General features: G+C 69.7%; 14 protein-coding genes. 7 read left to right on the top strand and 7 right to left on the bottom strand.

Features of this window, described 5'->3' with window-relative positions; translation table 11 throughout:
* Positions 1–75: 75 nt before the first annotated feature.
* Positions 76–894, top strand: a complete 819-nt coding sequence (locus AC1DP9_RS12750; RefSeq protein WP_441592528.1) for a GntR family transcriptional regulator — start codon at positions 76–78, stop codon at positions 892–894.
* Positions 895–1,038: 144 nt separating this feature from the next.
* Complete coding sequence (locus tag AC1DP9_RS12745) at positions 1,039–1,224, top strand: CsbD family protein (protein ID WP_092301512.1); 186 nt, start codon at positions 1,039–1,041, stop codon at positions 1,222–1,224.
* Positions 1,225–1,316: 92 nt separating this feature from the next.
* On the opposite strand, the gene AC1DP9_RS12740 is transcribed toward AC1DP9_RS12745, so the two are convergent.
* The 5 genes from AC1DP9_RS12740 to AC1DP9_RS12720 are packed head-to-tail and all read right to left on the bottom strand — an operon-like array spanning position 1,317 to position 7,788.
* Positions 1,317–2,765: an FAD-binding oxidoreductase gene (locus tag AC1DP9_RS12740; RefSeq protein WP_477107543.1), complete on the bottom strand. Its 1,449-nt coding sequence runs from the start codon at positions 2,763–2,765 to the stop codon at positions 1,317–1,319.
* Positions 2,766–2,805: 40 nt separating this feature from the next.
* Entirely contained in the window at positions 2,806–3,612 is an 807-nt protein-coding gene (gene hpaI / locus AC1DP9_RS12735; protein WP_477107542.1) for a 4-hydroxy-2-oxoheptanedioate aldolase, read from the bottom strand.
* 47 nt (positions 3,613–3,659) lie between these two features.
* On the bottom strand, positions 3,660–5,135 hold the full coding sequence (locus AC1DP9_RS12730; RefSeq protein ID WP_477107541.1) for an NAD-dependent succinate-semialdehyde dehydrogenase: 1,476 nt from the start codon (positions 5,133–5,135) through the stop codon (positions 3,660–3,662).
* Positions 5,136–5,160: 25 nt separating this feature from the next.
* Positions 5,161–6,684, bottom strand: a complete 1,524-nt coding sequence (locus AC1DP9_RS12725; protein ID WP_477107540.1) for a UxaA family hydrolase — start codon at positions 6,682–6,684, stop codon at positions 5,161–5,163.
* Between the two features lie 42 nt (positions 6,685–6,726).
* The gene (locus tag AC1DP9_RS12720) at positions 6,727–7,788 is read right to left on the bottom strand and encodes a tripartite tricarboxylate transporter substrate binding protein (RefSeq protein WP_454757644.1); all 1,062 of its coding nucleotides are present in this window, start codon (positions 7,786–7,788) and stop codon (positions 6,727–6,729) included.
* Between the two features lie 142 nt (positions 7,789–7,930).
* On the opposite strand from AC1DP9_RS12720, the gene AC1DP9_RS12715 reads away from it, so the two are divergent.
* Positions 7,931–8,941, top strand: a complete 1,011-nt coding sequence (locus tag AC1DP9_RS12715) for a LysR substrate-binding domain-containing protein (protein WP_441592534.1) — start codon at positions 7,931–7,933, stop codon at positions 8,939–8,941.
* Here the strand turns inward: AC1DP9_RS12715 and AC1DP9_RS12710 are convergent.
* Together AC1DP9_RS12710 and AC1DP9_RS12705 are read right to left on the bottom strand one after the other, a co-directional pair.
* Positions 8,883–10,406, bottom strand: coding sequence for an amidase (locus tag AC1DP9_RS12710; protein WP_092301490.1), 1,524 nt, complete (start codon positions 10,404–10,406; stop codon positions 8,883–8,885). The two genes, AC1DP9_RS12715 and AC1DP9_RS12710, sit on opposite strands and share 59 nt — an antisense overlap.
* A 31-nt stretch (positions 10,407–10,437) precedes the next feature.
* On the bottom strand, positions 10,438–11,397 hold the full coding sequence (locus AC1DP9_RS12705) for a Bug family tripartite tricarboxylate transporter substrate binding protein (protein WP_092301487.1): 960 nt from the start codon (positions 11,395–11,397) through the stop codon (positions 10,438–10,440).
* Positions 11,398–11,631: 234 nt separating this feature from the next.
* Here AC1DP9_RS12705 and AC1DP9_RS12700 point away from each other — a divergent pair, with 234 nt between their 5' ends.
* From AC1DP9_RS12700 to AC1DP9_RS12685, 4 genes are all read left to right on the top strand, one after another.
* Positions 11,632–12,558, top strand: a complete 927-nt coding sequence (locus AC1DP9_RS12700) for a LysR family transcriptional regulator (protein WP_092301484.1) — start codon at positions 11,632–11,634, stop codon at positions 12,556–12,558.
* 124 nt (positions 12,559–12,682) lie between these two features.
* Positions 12,683–13,954, top strand: a complete 1,272-nt coding sequence (locus AC1DP9_RS12695; RefSeq protein WP_477107539.1) for an NAD(P)/FAD-dependent oxidoreductase — start codon at positions 12,683–12,685, stop codon at positions 13,952–13,954.
* Between the two features lie 298 nt (positions 13,955–14,252).
* Positions 14,253–15,164 carry a sensor histidine kinase gene (locus AC1DP9_RS12690; protein ID WP_092301478.1) on the top strand — a complete coding sequence of 304 codons (912 nt, stop codon included), beginning with the start codon at positions 14,253–14,255 and terminating at the stop codon, positions 15,162–15,164.
* 5 nt (positions 15,165–15,169) lie between these two features.
* On the top strand, positions 15,170–15,943 hold the full coding sequence (locus tag AC1DP9_RS12685; RefSeq protein ID WP_092301572.1) for a LytR/AlgR family response regulator transcription factor: 774 nt from the start codon (positions 15,170–15,172) through the stop codon (positions 15,941–15,943).
* Positions 15,944–15,948: the final 5 nt, after the last annotated feature.

The raw sequence follows: 15,948 nt of genomic DNA, 5'->3' as shown, positions 1-15,948 counted from the left end.
GGGAGGTTGCGGAGGGGGCGCGGCGCGCGTACCGTGGCGAGATGTTCGTTACGCCACTTTGTTAAGCCACCTGCCATGTTGCCCGATGTCGACATCACGCTGCCCCGGTTCCAGCAGGTTCGCCTGATCCTGCGTGACCGCCTCCGCGCCGGCTTCTACGAGAGCGGGCTGCCCATGCCGGGCGAGCGCCAGCTGGCCGAGGAATTCGGCGTGGCGCGCGTGACGGTGCGGTCCGCGCTGGCCCGGCTCCAGGAGGAGGGGCTGGTGGCCCGGCTGCGCGGCAAGGGGACGGTGCCGACCGTGCCGTCCGCGCGCCACGAGGCCCCGCCCGGCGCCGCGCTGGGCACGTCGCACGGCGGCGGCCTGCTCGACAACATCGTCAGCATGAGCCTGCGCACGCGGGTTTCCGTGCTCGAATGGCGCCAGATGGCCGCCCCCGCCCGGGTCAGCGCGGCGCTGGGCCTGCCGCCCGGCGCGCCGGTGCTCAAGGTGGTGCGGGTGCGCAAGTTCAAGACCCATCCCATCGCCTATACCGAGGTCTTCCTGCCCGCCGACCTCGCCGTGGCCATCGATCGCCATACCCTCCAGGACACACCGATGCTCGTGGCGCTGGAGCAACACGGCGTGGAGGTGGTCTCCGCCGAGCAGACGCTGGGCGCGGCGGCGGCGGACCTGGACGTGGCCCGCATCCTGCGCATCGCACCCGGCGTGCCGCTGTTGCGCGTGTCCCGCGTGGCCAGCGACCGCAACGGCCGGGCCGTGCAGTTCCTGGTGGGCCTGTATCACCCGGAGCGCTACGCCTACCAGATGCGGCTCACGCGCGTGGGGGCGTCTACCAAGGTTTGGATCGACGCGGACCCGTCCACGCAGCCGGCCGCCAGCGACGACGTCTAGGCGGGTTCCGCGCCGACAGCCCATTGGGAAGAAGTCCTACACCCGCCGGGCGCCAGCCTTCCTACACTGTCCATTAGCGCCGTGCCCCCGGGATACCGGAATCCGGGCGCGGACTGTCTCAACCTGACCGATGGAGACCTCACCATGAACAAGGATCAAGTGAAGGGCCGTGTGGAAGAGGCCAAGGGCAAGGCCAAGGAAGTCGCCGGCAAGATGACCGGCAAGACCACGACGGAAATGAAGGGCAAGGCGCAGCAAGTGGCCGGCCGCACCCAGGCCGCATACGGCGACGCCAAGCAGGACATGAAGGACACGAAGAAGCCGCGCTAAGGCAAGCCGGCCCAGGTCGGTCCAAGCCGGAAAAAAGGGCGCCTGGGCGCCCTTCGGTAACGCAAAAAAGGCGGGGTGGCTCCCTGCCTTCCTTATTTGGGGCTGTCCAACGCCGGCAGCACCCGCCCCGGATTCAGCAAATTCTTCGGGTCCAGCGCCCGTTTCACCTGCCACATCAGTTCGAGTTCGACCTGGGACTTGTATTGCCGCAGGTCGTCGCGCTTGGCCACGCCGATGCCATGTTCGGCCGAGATCGAGCCGTTTTCGGCGTGGGCCAGGCCGTCCACGAGGTCCGAGACGGGCTTGTACCACTGGCCGAGGAAGTCGGCGGCGCTGCGGTCCTTGGGGCGGAGCGGGTTGAAGTGGACGTTGCCGTCGCCCATGTGACCGTAGATGACCATGCGCGTGGCCGGCTCCAGCGCCAGCACGCGGGCGGAGGCGCTGCCGATGAATTCGGCGATGCGCGACAGCGGCACCGAGACGTCGCACTTGATGCTGCCGCCGGTGCGCGTCTGGGCGTCCGAGATTTCCTCGCGGATGCGCCAGAAGGTCTGCGCGTCGGCCCCGCTCGCCGCCACGGCGGCGTCCTTGACCCAGCCGCGCTCCAGCCCGCTTTCCAGGATCTGCATCAGCGTGGCGTTCAGCGCGGCCTCGTCGGCGCCCGAGGTCAGTTCGATCAGCACCATCCAGTCGTGCCGCTCCGGCAGCGGCGAGGCGGTGTCGCCCAGGTACTCGAGCACCAGCTCCAGCGCCGGTGCGGAGATCAGTTCGAACGCGGTCACGGCCGGGCCGGCGATCTGGCGCGCTTCGCCGAGCAGCTTCACGGCGGCGTCCGGGCTTTCCACGGCGATAAAGGCCACCGCCGACGCGCGCGGCTGCGGCATCAGCTTCAGCACGGCGGCCGTGATAATGCCCAGCGTGCCCTCGGCGCCAACGAACAGGTGCTTGAGGTCGTAGCCGGTGTTGTCCTTGCGCAGCCCGCGCAGCGACGAGAACACCCGCCCGTCCGGCAGCACCACTTCCATGCCCAGCACGAGATCGCGCATATTGCCGTAGCGCAGCACGGCCGTGCCGCCGGCGTTGGTGGAGAGGTTGCCGCCGATCTGGCAGGAGCCCTCCGAGCCGATGCGCAGCGGGAACAGCCGCTGGCTGTCCTCGGCGGCGGCGCGGGCGCCGGCCAGCGTCACGCCGGCCTGCACGGTCATGGTGTCGTTGATCGTGTCGATGGCCAGCACGCGGTTCATGCGGCGCAGGTTGATGACCACGGCGGTGCCGCTGTCGTCCGGCACGGCGCCGCCCATCAGCGAGGTGTTGCCGCCCTGCGGCACCACGGGCACGTCGTGGGCGTAGCACCACGCCATGACCGCGCTGACCTGCTCGGTCGTGGACGGCAGCACCACCACGGGCGACTTGCCGCGATACAGGCGGCGATAGTCGGTGACGTACGACTCGGTGTCGGCCGCGTCAGTCAGGCAGCCGGAGGCGCCGACGATGTCTTGCATCGCGGCGAGGATGGTTTCGGGAGAGGGCAGGGCGGTCATCGCTTGGAATTCTGGCAATCAGCAATCAGCAATCAGGCAATCAGTAGGCGGCGCCGGGGCGCGTGGCGGCGGCGGTGGCCGTGTCGGGCAGGAACTCGGCGGCGAGCTTGCGGGCGGCGTTGGCATAGACCAGCACGTCCACGCCGGTGGCGACGAAGGTGCAGCCCAGTTCCAGGTAGCGGCGCGCGAGCGCGGGGTCGGACGTCAGCGTGCCGGCCGCCTTGCCGCTGGCGATGATGGTGCGCATGGCGGTTTCGATCTGCGCCTGCACCTCGGGGTGGCCGGGCTTGCCGCGATGGCCCATGGACGCCGCCAGGTCGGCCGGGCCGATAAACACGCCGTCCACGCCATCGACGGCGCAGATCGCCTCCAGATTCTGCATGGCAGCCACAGTCTCGGCCTGCACCAGCAGGCAGACTTCGTCATCGGCGATGTCGAGGTAGTCCGTGCGCGCGCTCCACTGCGACACCCGTGCCACCGCGCTGCCCACGCCGCGCACGCCGAAGGGCGGATAGCGCGTGGCGCGCACCAGCGCCGCTGCCTGCTCGGCGGTATCGACCATCGGCACCAGCAGGGTCCGGGCGCCCACATCCAGCAGTTGCTTGATCAGCGCGGTTTCGCCGGCCACGGCGCGCACCACGGGCTGGGAGCGGTAGGGCGCCAGCGTCTGCAAGGTCTGGAGGATGGTGCGCACGTCGTTGGGCGCGTGCTCGCCGTCGATCAGCAGCCAGTCGAAACCGGCCGTGGCGGTGATTTCCGCCAGGTAGGGCGTGGCGGCGGACATCCACAGGCCGATCTGGGCCTGGCGCGCGGCCAGGGCGGCCTTGAAGGGGTTGTGGGCGGGCATCGGGAATCTCCTCTTTTGATGGGGTCGGCCGGTTTGGACCAAGGTGCTCAGAGCAGCTGGCCCTGGCAGAGGTACTTAGTATGCATGTAGTCGTCCAGGCCGTGGCGAGATCCCTCGCGCCCGTAGCCGGATTCCTTCACCCCGCCGAACGGCGCCGCCTCGGACGCCAGCGCGCCCTCGTTGATGCCGACGATGCCGGTTTCCAGCGCCTGCGCCACGCGCCAGATGCGCCGCACATCGTTCGAATAGAAGTACGCGGCCAGCCCGAACGGGGTGTCGTTGGCGTGGCGGACTACCTCATCCTCGTCGTGGAAGCGGAACACCGGCGCCACCGGGCCGAAGGTTTCCTCGCCGGCCAGCGCCATCGCCGGGGTGGCGTTCACGAGCACGGTGGGCGCGTAGTAGTGGGGGCCGTCGGCGGTGCGCACGCGCGTGCCGCCGGTGACCACCCGCGCGCCATGGGCGACGGCATCCTGCACATGGCGGTCGATCTTGTCCACGGCGCGGGCGTTGATCATCGGGCCGATCTGCGCGGCCGGCTCGGTGGCCGGGCCCACGTGCAGCGCCTGCACGCGGGCGGCCAGCCGTGCGACGAAGTCGTCATGCACGGCGTCCTGCACGTAGACGCGGTTCGGGCACACGCAGGTCTGGCCGCCGTTGCGGAACTTGGCGGCCATCAGGCCGTCCACGGCGGCGTCCAGGTCGGCATCGTCGAAGACGATGAACGGCGCGTTGCCGCCCAGCTCCAGCGACAGCTTCTTGAGCGTGCCGGCCGACTCGCGGGCCAGATGCTTGCCCACCGGCGTGGAGCCGGTGAAGGTGATCTTGCGCACGCGCGGATCGGCCAGCCAGCTATCCACCACGGCCGGCGTGTGTTCGCGCGAAGCCGTGACGATATTGAGCACGCCCGCCGGCAGCCCGGCCTGCTGGGCCAGCCAGACCAGCGCCAGCGCGGTCAGCGGGGTGTCCTCGGCCGGCTTGGCCACCACGGTGCAGCCGGCCGCCAGCGCCGGGGCGATCTTGCGTGCGATCATCGCCAGCGGGAAATTCCACGGCGTGATGGCGGCCACAACGCCCACCGGCTCCTTGATCACCAGCATCTTGCGGCCTGGCACGGCCTCGGCAATCACGTCGCCGCAGATGCGCGTGGCTTCCTCCGCGAACCATTCGACGTAAGACGCCCCGTAGCGCACCTCGCCCGTGCTCTCGTGCAGCGGCTTGCCCTGCTCGGCGGAGATGATGCGGGCCAGATCTGCCTCATGCGCGAGGATCAGCGCGTGCCAGCGCTTGATGATCTGCGCGCGCTCCCGGGCGGTGCGGCGGCTCCAGGCGGGGAAAGCGGCCGCGGCGGCTTCGGCGGCCAGCGCGGCATCGGCGGCGTGGCTGTCCGGCACGCTGGCGATGACCTCGCCGGTGGCCGGGTTGGTCACGGCCAGCCGCTGGCCGGCGCGGGCATCGGACCATTCCTGGCCGACGAGGTTCTGCGAACGCAACAGGTCCGCCTGAGCGAGGGAATCAAGCATGGGTGCGGGGACGGTGGATGAAGGGTTAGCTGACGATGCCGAGATGCCAGGGCACGAATTCATGGTCGCCCAGGCCCAGCAGCTCGCTCTTGGTGGATTCGCCGGAGGCGGCGCGCAGGATATGGGCGAAGATCCGCTCGCCCATCTGCGCCACGCTCAGTTCGCCGTCGAGCACGAGGCCGCAGTTGATGTCCATGTCCTCTTCCAGCCGGTGGAACATCGGCGAGTTGGAGGCCAGCTTGATCGTCGGCGCCGGCTTGGAGCCGAACATCGACCCCCGCCCGGTGGTGAAGCAGATCAGGTTGGCGCCGCTGGCGATCTGGCCCGTGGCGGCCACCGGGTCGTAGCCGGGCGAGTCCATGAAGACGAAGCCGGCCTGATCGATCGGCTCGGCGTACTCGTACACGGCCTGCAGTGGCGTGGTGCCGCCCTTCATGGCCGAGCCGAGCGATTTCTCGAAGATGTTGGCGAGGCCGCCCTGCTGGTTGCCGTGGCCCACCACGCCGTTGAACTGGGCGTTGTGGCCGGCGGTGTAGCGCTCCCACCAGGCGAGGCGGTCAAGCAGCTTCTGGCCGACTTCGGGCGTCACGGCGCGGCGCGTGAGCATGTATTCCACGCCGTGGATTTCGGGCGTCTCGGAGAGGATGGCCGTGCCGCCGTGGCGCACCAGGATGTCCATGGCCGCGCCGAGCGCCGGGTTGGCGGTGATGCCCGAGAAGCCGTCCGATCCGCCGCATTCCAGCCCGATCTTGAGGTGGCTGGCCGGCACCGGCTGCCGCGTGGCGGCATTGGCGGCGGGCAGCATGGCCTCGATCGCCCGGATGCCGGCGGCGATGGTTTCGCGCGTGCCGCCGGTGTCCTGCATCACCAGCGTGTGGAGGTTCTCGCCCGGCACCAGCCCCTGCGAGTCGACCAGCGAGGCCACCTGGTTGCGCTCGCACCCGAGCCCGACGATCAGCACGCCAGCCAGGTTCGGATGGCGCGCGTAGCCGGCCAGCGTGCGGCGCAGCACATCGAAATGCTCGCTGGGGGAGGACATGCCGCAGCCGCTGCTCTGGGCGAAGGCGGCCACCCCATCGACATTCGGATACGCCGCCAGCCGCTCCGGCGTGAAGTGCGCGGCGATGTGCTTGATCACCGTGGCCGAACAGTTCACCGAGGACAGGATGCCGATGAAGTTGCGCGTGCCGACCCGGCCATCCGGGCGGACGTAGCCCATGAAGGTGGCGCGCTCGGCCTCGGGCACGTACTGCACCGGGCGCACGTCGCGGCAGAACTCGGGGTCGCGGTAGAAGTCCACCAGCCGCAGGTTGTGGCTGTGCACGTGCTCCCCGGCGGCGATGTCGCGGTCAGCCACGCCGATCACGGTGTCGTACTTGCGCACGGCCTCGCCCTGGGCAATGGCGCGCGCGGCAATCTTGTGGCCGGCCGGCACCTGCGCGCGGGCGCGCACGCCCAGGTCGGGCAGGCGCTGGCCCAGCGTGAGGTCGCTGCGCGCGATCAGCACGTTGTCGTTGGCATGGAGCCGGATGACGGGGTTCGGATTCACGATGGACGTTGCCGTTCAAAAATGCGTTGGGATCAGCTCAGGTCAGCTCTGCTGAAGCATTTCCTTCAGTTTCAGGCGCTGGATCAACTGGGTTTCCTGGTCGTAGACCGTGGACACGTACTTCTTGTAGTCCGGTCCGTCGAGGTACATCACGGGCGCGTCGATGCGAGCGGCCACGGCCTTGAACTCGTTGCTGGCCACGGCGGCGCGGAAGGCCTCGCGCAGCTTCTTCTCGACAGCCGGCGGCAGGCCCTTGGGCGCGCCGATGCCGTTGGGGGCCTCCACCACCACGTTGTAGCCCAGCTCCTTGAGCGTGGGCGTGCTGGCGAAGCGCGGCGTGCGCTGCTCGCCCCAGGTGGCCAGCAGGCGCAGCTTGCCGGCCTCCACATGCGGTGCCCACGAGCTGGAGTCCGCCAGCAGGTCCACCTGACCGGCCAGCACGTCCTGCAGCGCCTGCGAGCCGCCCTTGTAGGCGATGGCGTTGAACTTGACGCCGGCCGCCATCGCAAACTGCTCCATGCCCACGTGCGTGGCGCCGCCGATGCCGGCGTGCGCATAGGTCAGCTTGCCCGGGTCCGCCTTGGCGGCGGCAATCACGTCCTGCAGCGTGTGGAAGCGGGAATTGGCCGGCACGGCGATGCCGAAGGTCTGGCCGGAGGTGCGCGCCAGATAGGTCAGCTCGGTGCGCGGGTCCAGTTGCAGCATGCCAAGCTGGGAGAAGCGCGTGACGGAGATCGGGATCTGGCCGATGGTGTAGCCGTCCGGGTTGGCGCGCGCCAGCGCCTTGGTGCCGATCATGCCGGACGCGCCGGCCTGGTTTTCCACCACCACCGACTGGCCGAGCAGGCCGGCTGCCACCTGGCACAGCGCGCGCATCGACTGGTCCGCCGTGCCGCCCACGGGCCACGGGCAGATGAACTTGATCGGGCGCTCGGGGTAGGCCGCCGCGGCGCGGGCGCCGCTCGGCAGGATCAGCCCGGCGGTGCCGGTGGCAGCCGCCACGGCGCTGGCCGCACCGCCCAGCAACAGCCGGCGGCGGGCGAGACTGGTCGGCAGTTCTGAAGGGGAAGCGATGAGGGAAGCGGTGGGGATACCGTGTGGCATGTTGTCTCCGTCTCTTTTGTGTTTGCGTTCTGGGCGATGGTGCTTTGCCATCGCCATGCCCTCATTGTGGGCATGTCAGTCATAACAATCCAATCAAGAAATGGCATTGCTTCATAACCTTAAGGTTAGATAGACTGCCCGGATGGCCCATATCGACCGCGCGCTGCGCTCCAATATCAAGCTGCGCCACCTGCAACTGCTGGTGGCGCTGGACGAATTCCGCCATCTGGGCCGCACGGCCGAGTTCCTGGCGGTGAGCCAGCCGGCGGTGTCCAAGGTGCTGGCCGAGGTGGAGAAGATGCTGGGCATGACGCTCTTCACGCGCTCCACGCGCGGCACGGAGCCCACGCCGGCGGGGGAATCGCTGGTGCGCTTCGCGCGTTCGGTGCTGGCGCAGTACGAGGTCACGCGCGACGAGATCGAGTCCGTGGCCAGCGGCGCCGCCGGCCGGGTGCGGGTGGGGTCGATGGGCGCTGCGCTGCCGGTGCTGCTGGCGCGCGCCGTCACGCGGCTCAAGACGCAGTCCCCGCGCGCCACGGTGCTGGTGGAGGAGGGCGACCTGACGCACCTGCTGCCGCGCCTGCGCCTGAGCGAACTGGATGTGATCGTGGGGCGGCTGGAGCCCGCCTACGCGGCGCCGGATCTGGTGACCGAGCCGCTCTATGACGAGCCGATGGTGGCTATCGTCGGCGCCGGTCATCCGCTCGCCGGCAAGGCCCGGCCGGACTGGGCCGACCTCGCGGCCATGCCCTGCGTGCTGCCGCCGCCGTGGGCGTCGTTGCGCGTGAAGATCGAACAGACCTTTTTCCGGCACGGCCAGCAGCCGCCTGCCGATGTGATGGAATCGTCATCCTATCTGGCCGTGACGACCTTCGTCGCCCAGCGCGGCGCGGCAGGGTTCGTGGCGAGGTCGGTGGGGCAGCAGCTGGAGGCGGAAGGGCGCTTCCATGTGCTGCCGCTGGACGTGGAGGTGGCGTTGCCGCCCGTGGGCCTGATCCGGCTGCGCGAGCGCCGGCAGGCCCCGAGCGCGGAGCAGTTGATCGACTGCCTCCGGGCGGAGGCAGCGTCGATCCAATCGTCTGGTCAATCGTCGATCAAACCGCCGAAACGTCCCGCGCCGGCTCCGTCGCGCCGGACAACGGCGGATCGGTAACGATGGAGCGCAGCGCCGGTTCGGGCGCGGCCAGCGCGGCCAGGTCCGGCACCGGGCGGCGCAGGGCGGGCGAGGTGGCGAAGGCGGTTTCCATCGCCTGCGCCACGCCCAGCGTCTGCCGGTCCGCGCGGAAGCCACCCGTCACCTGGAGCCCGAACGGCATGCCGGCGAGGTCGGTGCCGCAGGGCAGCGCGATCGACGGATGCGTGGTCAGCGTGACCACATAGGTCAGCGCCAGCCAGCGGTAGTAGTTGGCCTGCGGCTGGCCGCCCACGGTGTCGGCGTAGAGGCGCGTCCACGGGAACGGGGAGACCGGCGTGGTCGGCGACAGGATCACGTCATAGTCCCGATACGCGGCCTGGAAGCGCTGCAAAATGCGCGTCTGCTCGGCTTGTGCCCACGCGCTGTCCACCAGCGACATGCGCGCGCCCATCTCGTAATTCGCACGGGTATTCGGCCCCAGGCTCGACGGATCGCGCGTGTAGGCGTCGTGCATGCCGGCCACGAAGCTCTCGGCGCGCAGCACGTCGAAGCAGCGGTGTACATCGCCCAGATCGAACGCCACCGGCTCGCAGGTGCGGAACAGGTGCTTCATCGCGGCGATTTTGGCGCGGAAGGTCTGGCGGATGTCGTCATCCACATCGCAGCAGCCGAAGTCCTCGGTGTAGCCCACGCGCAGCGAGCCCAGGTCGACGTTGGCCGGCACCAGAAAACCAAGCGGATCGCTCTCGTAACTCAGCGGGTCCGTCACCGACATTCCGGCCGAGGCGGCCAACTGCAGGCAGGCATCGGCCACCGTGCGGCCCATCGGGCCGACCACCGAGATCGGCGTCCAGCCCAGCAGCTTGCGCGAACTCGGCACCAGCCCCGGCGAAGGCCGGAAGCCCACCACGCCGCACTTTGCGGCCGGAATGCGCAGCGAGCCGCCCGTGTCCGAGCCGGTGCAGACCGGCAGGAAGTCCGCCGCCAGCGCGGCGGCCGAGCCGCCCGAGGACCCGCCGGCATTGAGATTCGGATTGAACGGATTGCCGGTGGCGCCCCAGACCACGTTGCGCGAATTGGCGCCGGCGCCCATCTCGGGCACGTTGGTCTTCGCCGTGACGATGGCGCCGGCGGCGCGCAGGCGGGCGACCAGCACGTTGTCCTGCGCCGGCACATTGCCGCGATACAGCGGCGAGCCGAAGGTGGTCAGCAGGCCAGCGGTGGCCTCCAGATCCTTCACGCCGAGCGGCAGGCCGTGCAGCAGGCCGAGCGGCTCGCCGCGCATCACGGCGCGTTCGGCTTCGCGCGCCTGCTCGCGGGCGCGCTCGAAGTCCGTGGCCGTAATCGCGTTGATCTTCGGGTTGTAGGCCTCGATCCGCGCGATGCAGGCATCGAGCAGTGCGACGGGCGAGATTTCCTTGTTGCCGATCAGGCGGCGCAGTTCCACTGCCGACAAGGTCGGCAGGCTGTCTTGCAGGGGCATGCTGTCTCCGGAGCCAGGCGTCAGGGTTGGGTTACTCGGCCTGGATATTGGCGGCGCGCGCGATGGCGCGCATCTGGGGCGTTTCCTTGACGATCTTCGCGGCCACCTGCGCGCCGGTGGCGTAGGTCGGCTCGAAGCCGTTGTCGATCAGCTTCTGGCGCGTGGCGGGGTCCGCGACCACTTCGCCGAGCGTCTTCTCCAGCTTGGCCTTCACCTCGGCGGGCACGCCGGCCGGGGCGACGATGACGAGCCACGTGGCGGCGTCCATGCCGGGGTAGCCGCTCTCGGCCACCGTGGGCACGTCCGGCAGCAGGGCCGAGCGCTTGGCCGTGGTCACGGCAATCGCCTTGACCTTGCCGGCCTTCACCTGCGGGATGGCGGCGGTGACGGTGTCCATGCTGAACGGGATCTGGCCGCCGATCAGGTCGGTCATGGCCGGCGCGCTGCCCTTGTATGGCACGTGGAGCATCTTGGTGCCGGTGAGGGTTTGCAGCGCCTCGCCCGCGAAGTGCGCCGTGGTGCCGGCGCCGAACGAGCCATAGGAATACTTGCCCGGCGAGGGTTTGACCATCGCCACGTATTCCTTGAGGTTGTTGGCCGGTGTGTCGCGGTTGGCCAGCAGGATCAGCCCGGTCACGCCCACCTGGGCCACGGGGTCGAAGCTCTTGATCGGGTCGTACGGCAGCTTGGCGTGGATGGCCGGGTTGACCGTGAAGGTGGTGCCGGAGGTAACCAGCAGCGTGTAGCCGTCAGGTGCCGCCTTCGCCACGAAACTGGCGCCAACGATGGTGCCTGCGCCGGGTCGGTTGTCCACCACCACGGTCTGGCCGAGCCGTTCACCGAGCTTCTGGCCGACGATGCGGCCGATCACGTCAGTGGATCCGCCCGGCGGGAACGGAATCACGAGTTGGATCGGCTTGGTCGGATATCCGCCCTGCGCGGCGGCGGTGCCGGCCACGCTGGCCAGGCCGAGCGCGAGGGCGCCGGCCATGGGGGCCAGCGTCAGGCGACGGCCACGCGAAAAGCGATTCGAAAGACGGGGGGCGGGGAAAAGCATGAACAGGCTCCGGCAGTAGAGAGAAAGGACACGTCACAGGCTTCGTTGGATCTCATCGTAAGCCGGTCCATGCTTGCGGTGTGCGCAATCTTTCGAATATTCGATTGCCATATCGGCAATCTTCGCTAGACTGGCGACGTTGATGTCACGTGTCATCCCGGAGATTCCATGTCGTATCGCACCCTGCAGGAAACCGCCGTCCGCTACTTCCTGGAAGTGGTGCGGACGGGGTCGGTCAAGGACGCCGCGCTGAAGCTGAACGTGGCGCCCTCCGCCGTGAGCCGGCAGGTGGCGCGGCTGGAGGCCGAACTGGACACCCTGTTGTTCGACCGCCGCGCACGCGGGCTGGTGCCCAATGCGGCGGGCGAATTGCTGGCCGCCTACGCCAAGCGCACGCAACAGGACATCGAGCGGGTGACCGGCGACATCCAGGCCCTGCGCGGCCTGCGCGCCGGCCGGGTGCGGCTGGCCAGCGTGGCCGGGCTGGCGCACGAGTTCCTGCCCTCGCTCGCGGCGGCGTTCCGCGCCCAGCACACCGGCATCCGCTTCGATCTCGAGGTCTGCCCGCAGGCTGACGTGGCGCGCCGCATTCGCGACGGTGAGGCCGATATCGGCGTGACCCTGAGCGGGCTGCCCGAGCCGAGCATCGAGGTGGAGCTGCGCCATCCGGCGCCGGTGCTGGCCATCATGGCGCCCGACCATCCGCTGGCCAGCCAGCGCCAGATCTCGCTCTCGCAGGTGGTGGCCTACCCGCTGGCGCTGGCGCCCGCGGACAGCTCGCTGCGCCAGTTGCTGGACACCAGTTGCAGCCGGCAGGGCCTGAACTACGAAACCATCTTTTCCAGCAATTACCTTGATTCACTGGTGTCGTTCGCGGCGGCAGGCGGGGGCGCGATCACGTTCTATGGCGAGGTGTCCGTGCGCAGCCGGCTGGCCGCCGGGCTGATCGCCGCCGTGCCACTGCGCGACCGCGAGATGAATGAGCGCTATATCGAGATCCAGACCCTGGCCAAGCGCAACCTGCCCGAGGCCGCCCGGGCCTTCCTCCAGCAATTGACTGATTCGCTGACCGGCATGGGGGATCTCCATGATTGACATGGATTGCCAAACCGGCAATCGAGTCTTCGATTCATTGCACATCATGGATGCACCGCCGCCCGGCCTGCCTTGGCAGAATCGTGGCTGACACCGCCCCCCCTCTATATAGATACCTCTCGATATGACCGATTCGTCCGCGCCCGGTAACCCTTCCTCCACCGCAGTCATCGTCCTGGGCGCCGGCATCGTGGGCGTCTCCACCGCGCTGGCCTTGCAGCAGCGCGGCCACGCGGTCTGTCTGGTCGATCGGCAGGCGCCGGGCCGGGCCACCTCCTACGGCAATTGCGGCATCCTCCAGCGCGAGGCGGTGCGGCCCTACGCCTTCCCCCGCGACTGGCAGGCGCTGCTGCGCGTGGCCACGGGGCAAGGCAACGACGTGCACTACCACCTGCGCGCGCTGCCGGCACTGGTGCCCGCACTGGCCCGCTACTGGCATGCCTCGGCGCCCGCGCGCTATGCCGGCACGGTGGCGGCCTACAGCGCGCTGATCCGCCATTGCCTCGATGAACACGCGCCGTGGATCGCCCGGGCCGGGGCGCAGGACCTCGTCCGCCACGATGGCTGGCTGGAGGCCTACCGCAGCGAAGCCGAGTTCGACGCCGCCGCCCGCGACGCCACGGCCGTGGCCGCCGACCATGCGCTCGATCACGCCCTGCTGGACCGCGCGGCGCTGCAGCAGGCCGAGCCGGCCCTGCGCGACGTGCTGGCCGGCGCCATCCACTGGCGCGACCCATGGACCGTGAGCGATCCCGGCGAACTGGTCGCCCGCTATGCCGCGCTGTTCGAGCGGCAGGGCGGCACCTTCTGCCATGGCGACGCCGCCACGCTGCGCGCCAGCGGTTCGGGCTGGCAGGTGTCTACGGAGGACGGCAAGGTCGAGGCGGCGCAGGCCGTAATCGCGCTGGGGCCGTGGGCGGCGGATCTGACCACGCGGCTGGGCTATCGGCTGCCGCTATTCGTAAAACGCGGCTATCACCGCCACTATGCGACCGAGGCGATGCCGTCCAAGCCGGTGCTGGACGCCGAGAACGGCGTGCTGCTGGTGCCGATGCGGCAGGGCCTGCGCGTGACAACGGGCGCGGAGTTCGCCCATCGCGACGCACCGCCCACGCCGGTCCAGTCCGGCCGGGCCGAGCAGATCGCCGCGCAGATGGTGCGGCTGGGCGCCCCCGTGGAGGCGCAGCCGTGGATGGGCGCCCGCCCGTGCATCGCCGACATGCTGCCCGTGGTGGGCCGCGCGCCGCGCCATCCCGGCCTCTGGCTCCATTTCGGGCATGGCCATCAGGGGCTGACGCTTGGGCCGGCCACCGCCCGGCTGCTGGCCGAGCTGTTCGACGGGGACGCGACGTATGTCGACGCCGCACCGTACGATCCGCGTCGGTTTGGAGATTGAGCGGGCCGGACTTCGTCCGAGACGCCGACCCTCTCCCCCGGCCCCTCTCCCGGAGGGAGAGGGGAGAAAACGGCGAGATTTCCAAGTGCCGACGGTTTGCTCCCCTCGCCCGCTTGCGGGAGAGGGGTCGGGGGAGAGGGCCAGCGCTTCCCTTCACTGGCGCCGGCAGATTGCGCCTGACGCCGCGCCGCCGTCGGTTCGCCGCGTGGGGCTGTTGCGACGGGTGGCGCCGGTGGTAACCTCCCAGCGTTCCCGATCCGCCACAAAGCCCCCCACCGTGCGCCATTCCGATCCGCAGATGTGGCGGTCCGCCGCCGACCAACGCGCCTATGAGGAAGCCCGCCGCAACGTGCGCGCGCTGCGCGGCTTCTATATCCACCTGACGCTCTACGTGGTGGTCAACACCATCCTCGTGCTCTGGAACGTGTTCGGCGCCTCGCACCGGCCCTGGTCCGGCGCGCCGCTGCTGGGCTGGGGACTGGGGCTGACCGCCCATGGCGTGCTGGTCTGGAGCCGCGTGGGCCTGCTCGGGCGCCGCTGGGAGGAGCGCAAGATCGCCGAGTACATGGCGCGCGAGCAGGTGCGCACGATCTCCACCGAGAAGCAGCTGGTGGAGGCGCAGATGCGGCTGCTGCAGGCCCAGATCGAGCCGCATTTCCTGTTCAACACGCTGGCCAACGTGGTGAGCCTGATCGAGCCGGCGCCGCGCAAAGCCACGCTGATGCTCGAACACTTCATCGCCTACCTCCGCGCGTCGCTGGCCGCGAGCCGGGCTACGCAGGGCACGGTGGCGCAGGAGGCCACGCTGCTGCGCGACTACCTCGCCCTGATCAAGATCCGCATGGGCGAGCGGCTCCAGTATCGTATCGACGTGGACCCGGCGCTGAACGAGGTGCCGCTGGCGCCGATGCTGCTGCAGCCGGTGGTGGAGAACGCGATCCGGCACGGGCTGGAACCGAAGATCGAGGGCGGGCACCTGACCGTGCGGCTGACGCGGCGCGGCGGGCGCATGCTGGCTTCGATCGAGGATGACGGCATGGGCTTCCGCCCATCGGCCAGCGCCGGCGTGGGGCTGTCCAACCTGCGCGACCGGCTGGCCGTGCTCTACGACGGCGAGGCTCAGGTGCGCATCGAGGAGCGCTCGCCCGGCACGGCCGTCCACATCGACATTCCGCTGTCCGCCCCCTTCCGCAACGGAGAGACCCCATGACCCGGATGCCCACCGCCTTGATTGCCGATGACGAGGAGCACCTGCGCACGCATCTGCGCGGCAAGCTGGAGCGGCTGTGGCCCGAGTTGCGCATCGTGGGGGAGGCGGCCAATGGCGTGGAGGCCGCGCAGGCCATCGCACAACTGGCGCCGGCGGTGGCCTTTCTCGATATCAAGATGCCGGGGCTGTCCGGGCTGGAGGTGGCGCAGGGCATCGAGACCGATACGCGGGTGGTCTTCGTCACCGCCTTCGACCAGTACGCGCTGGACGCCTTCGAGCGCGAGGCCGTGGACTATCTCGTCAAGCCGGTGACGGACGAACGTCTGGCGCGGTCCGTGGAGCGGCTGCGCAAGGCCTTCCAGGAGGCGGCGCCGCTGCCGGAGCTGGCGCAGTTGCTGAGCCAGCTCACGCGCGGCCCGGCCCGCCCGGAGGCCGGCGCGGCGCCGCTGCGCTGGGTGCGGGCGAGCCGGGGCAACACCACCAGCCACGTGCCGATCCAGGACGTGCTGTACTTCCAGGCCGACGACAAATACGTGGTGGTGCATACGCGCGACGGCGAGCACCTGATCCGCACGCCGCTGGCCGAGCTGATGGAAGGGCTCGACCCGGACACCTTCTGGCAGGTGCATCGCTCGACCATCGTCAATATGGAATACGTGGCCGGCACGCGGCGGGATGACAGCGGGCGGCTGTTCGTGCGCCTCCAGAATCGGGAAACCAAAAGCGAGACCGAACTGCCGGTCTCGCGCGCCTACGTGCACCGCTTCCGCCAGATGTAGCGGGC

The sequence above is a fragment of the Cupriavidus sp. 01L43 genome, from assembly GCF_056399925.1.
This window is presented reverse-complemented; position numbering and strand designations above follow the sequence as displayed.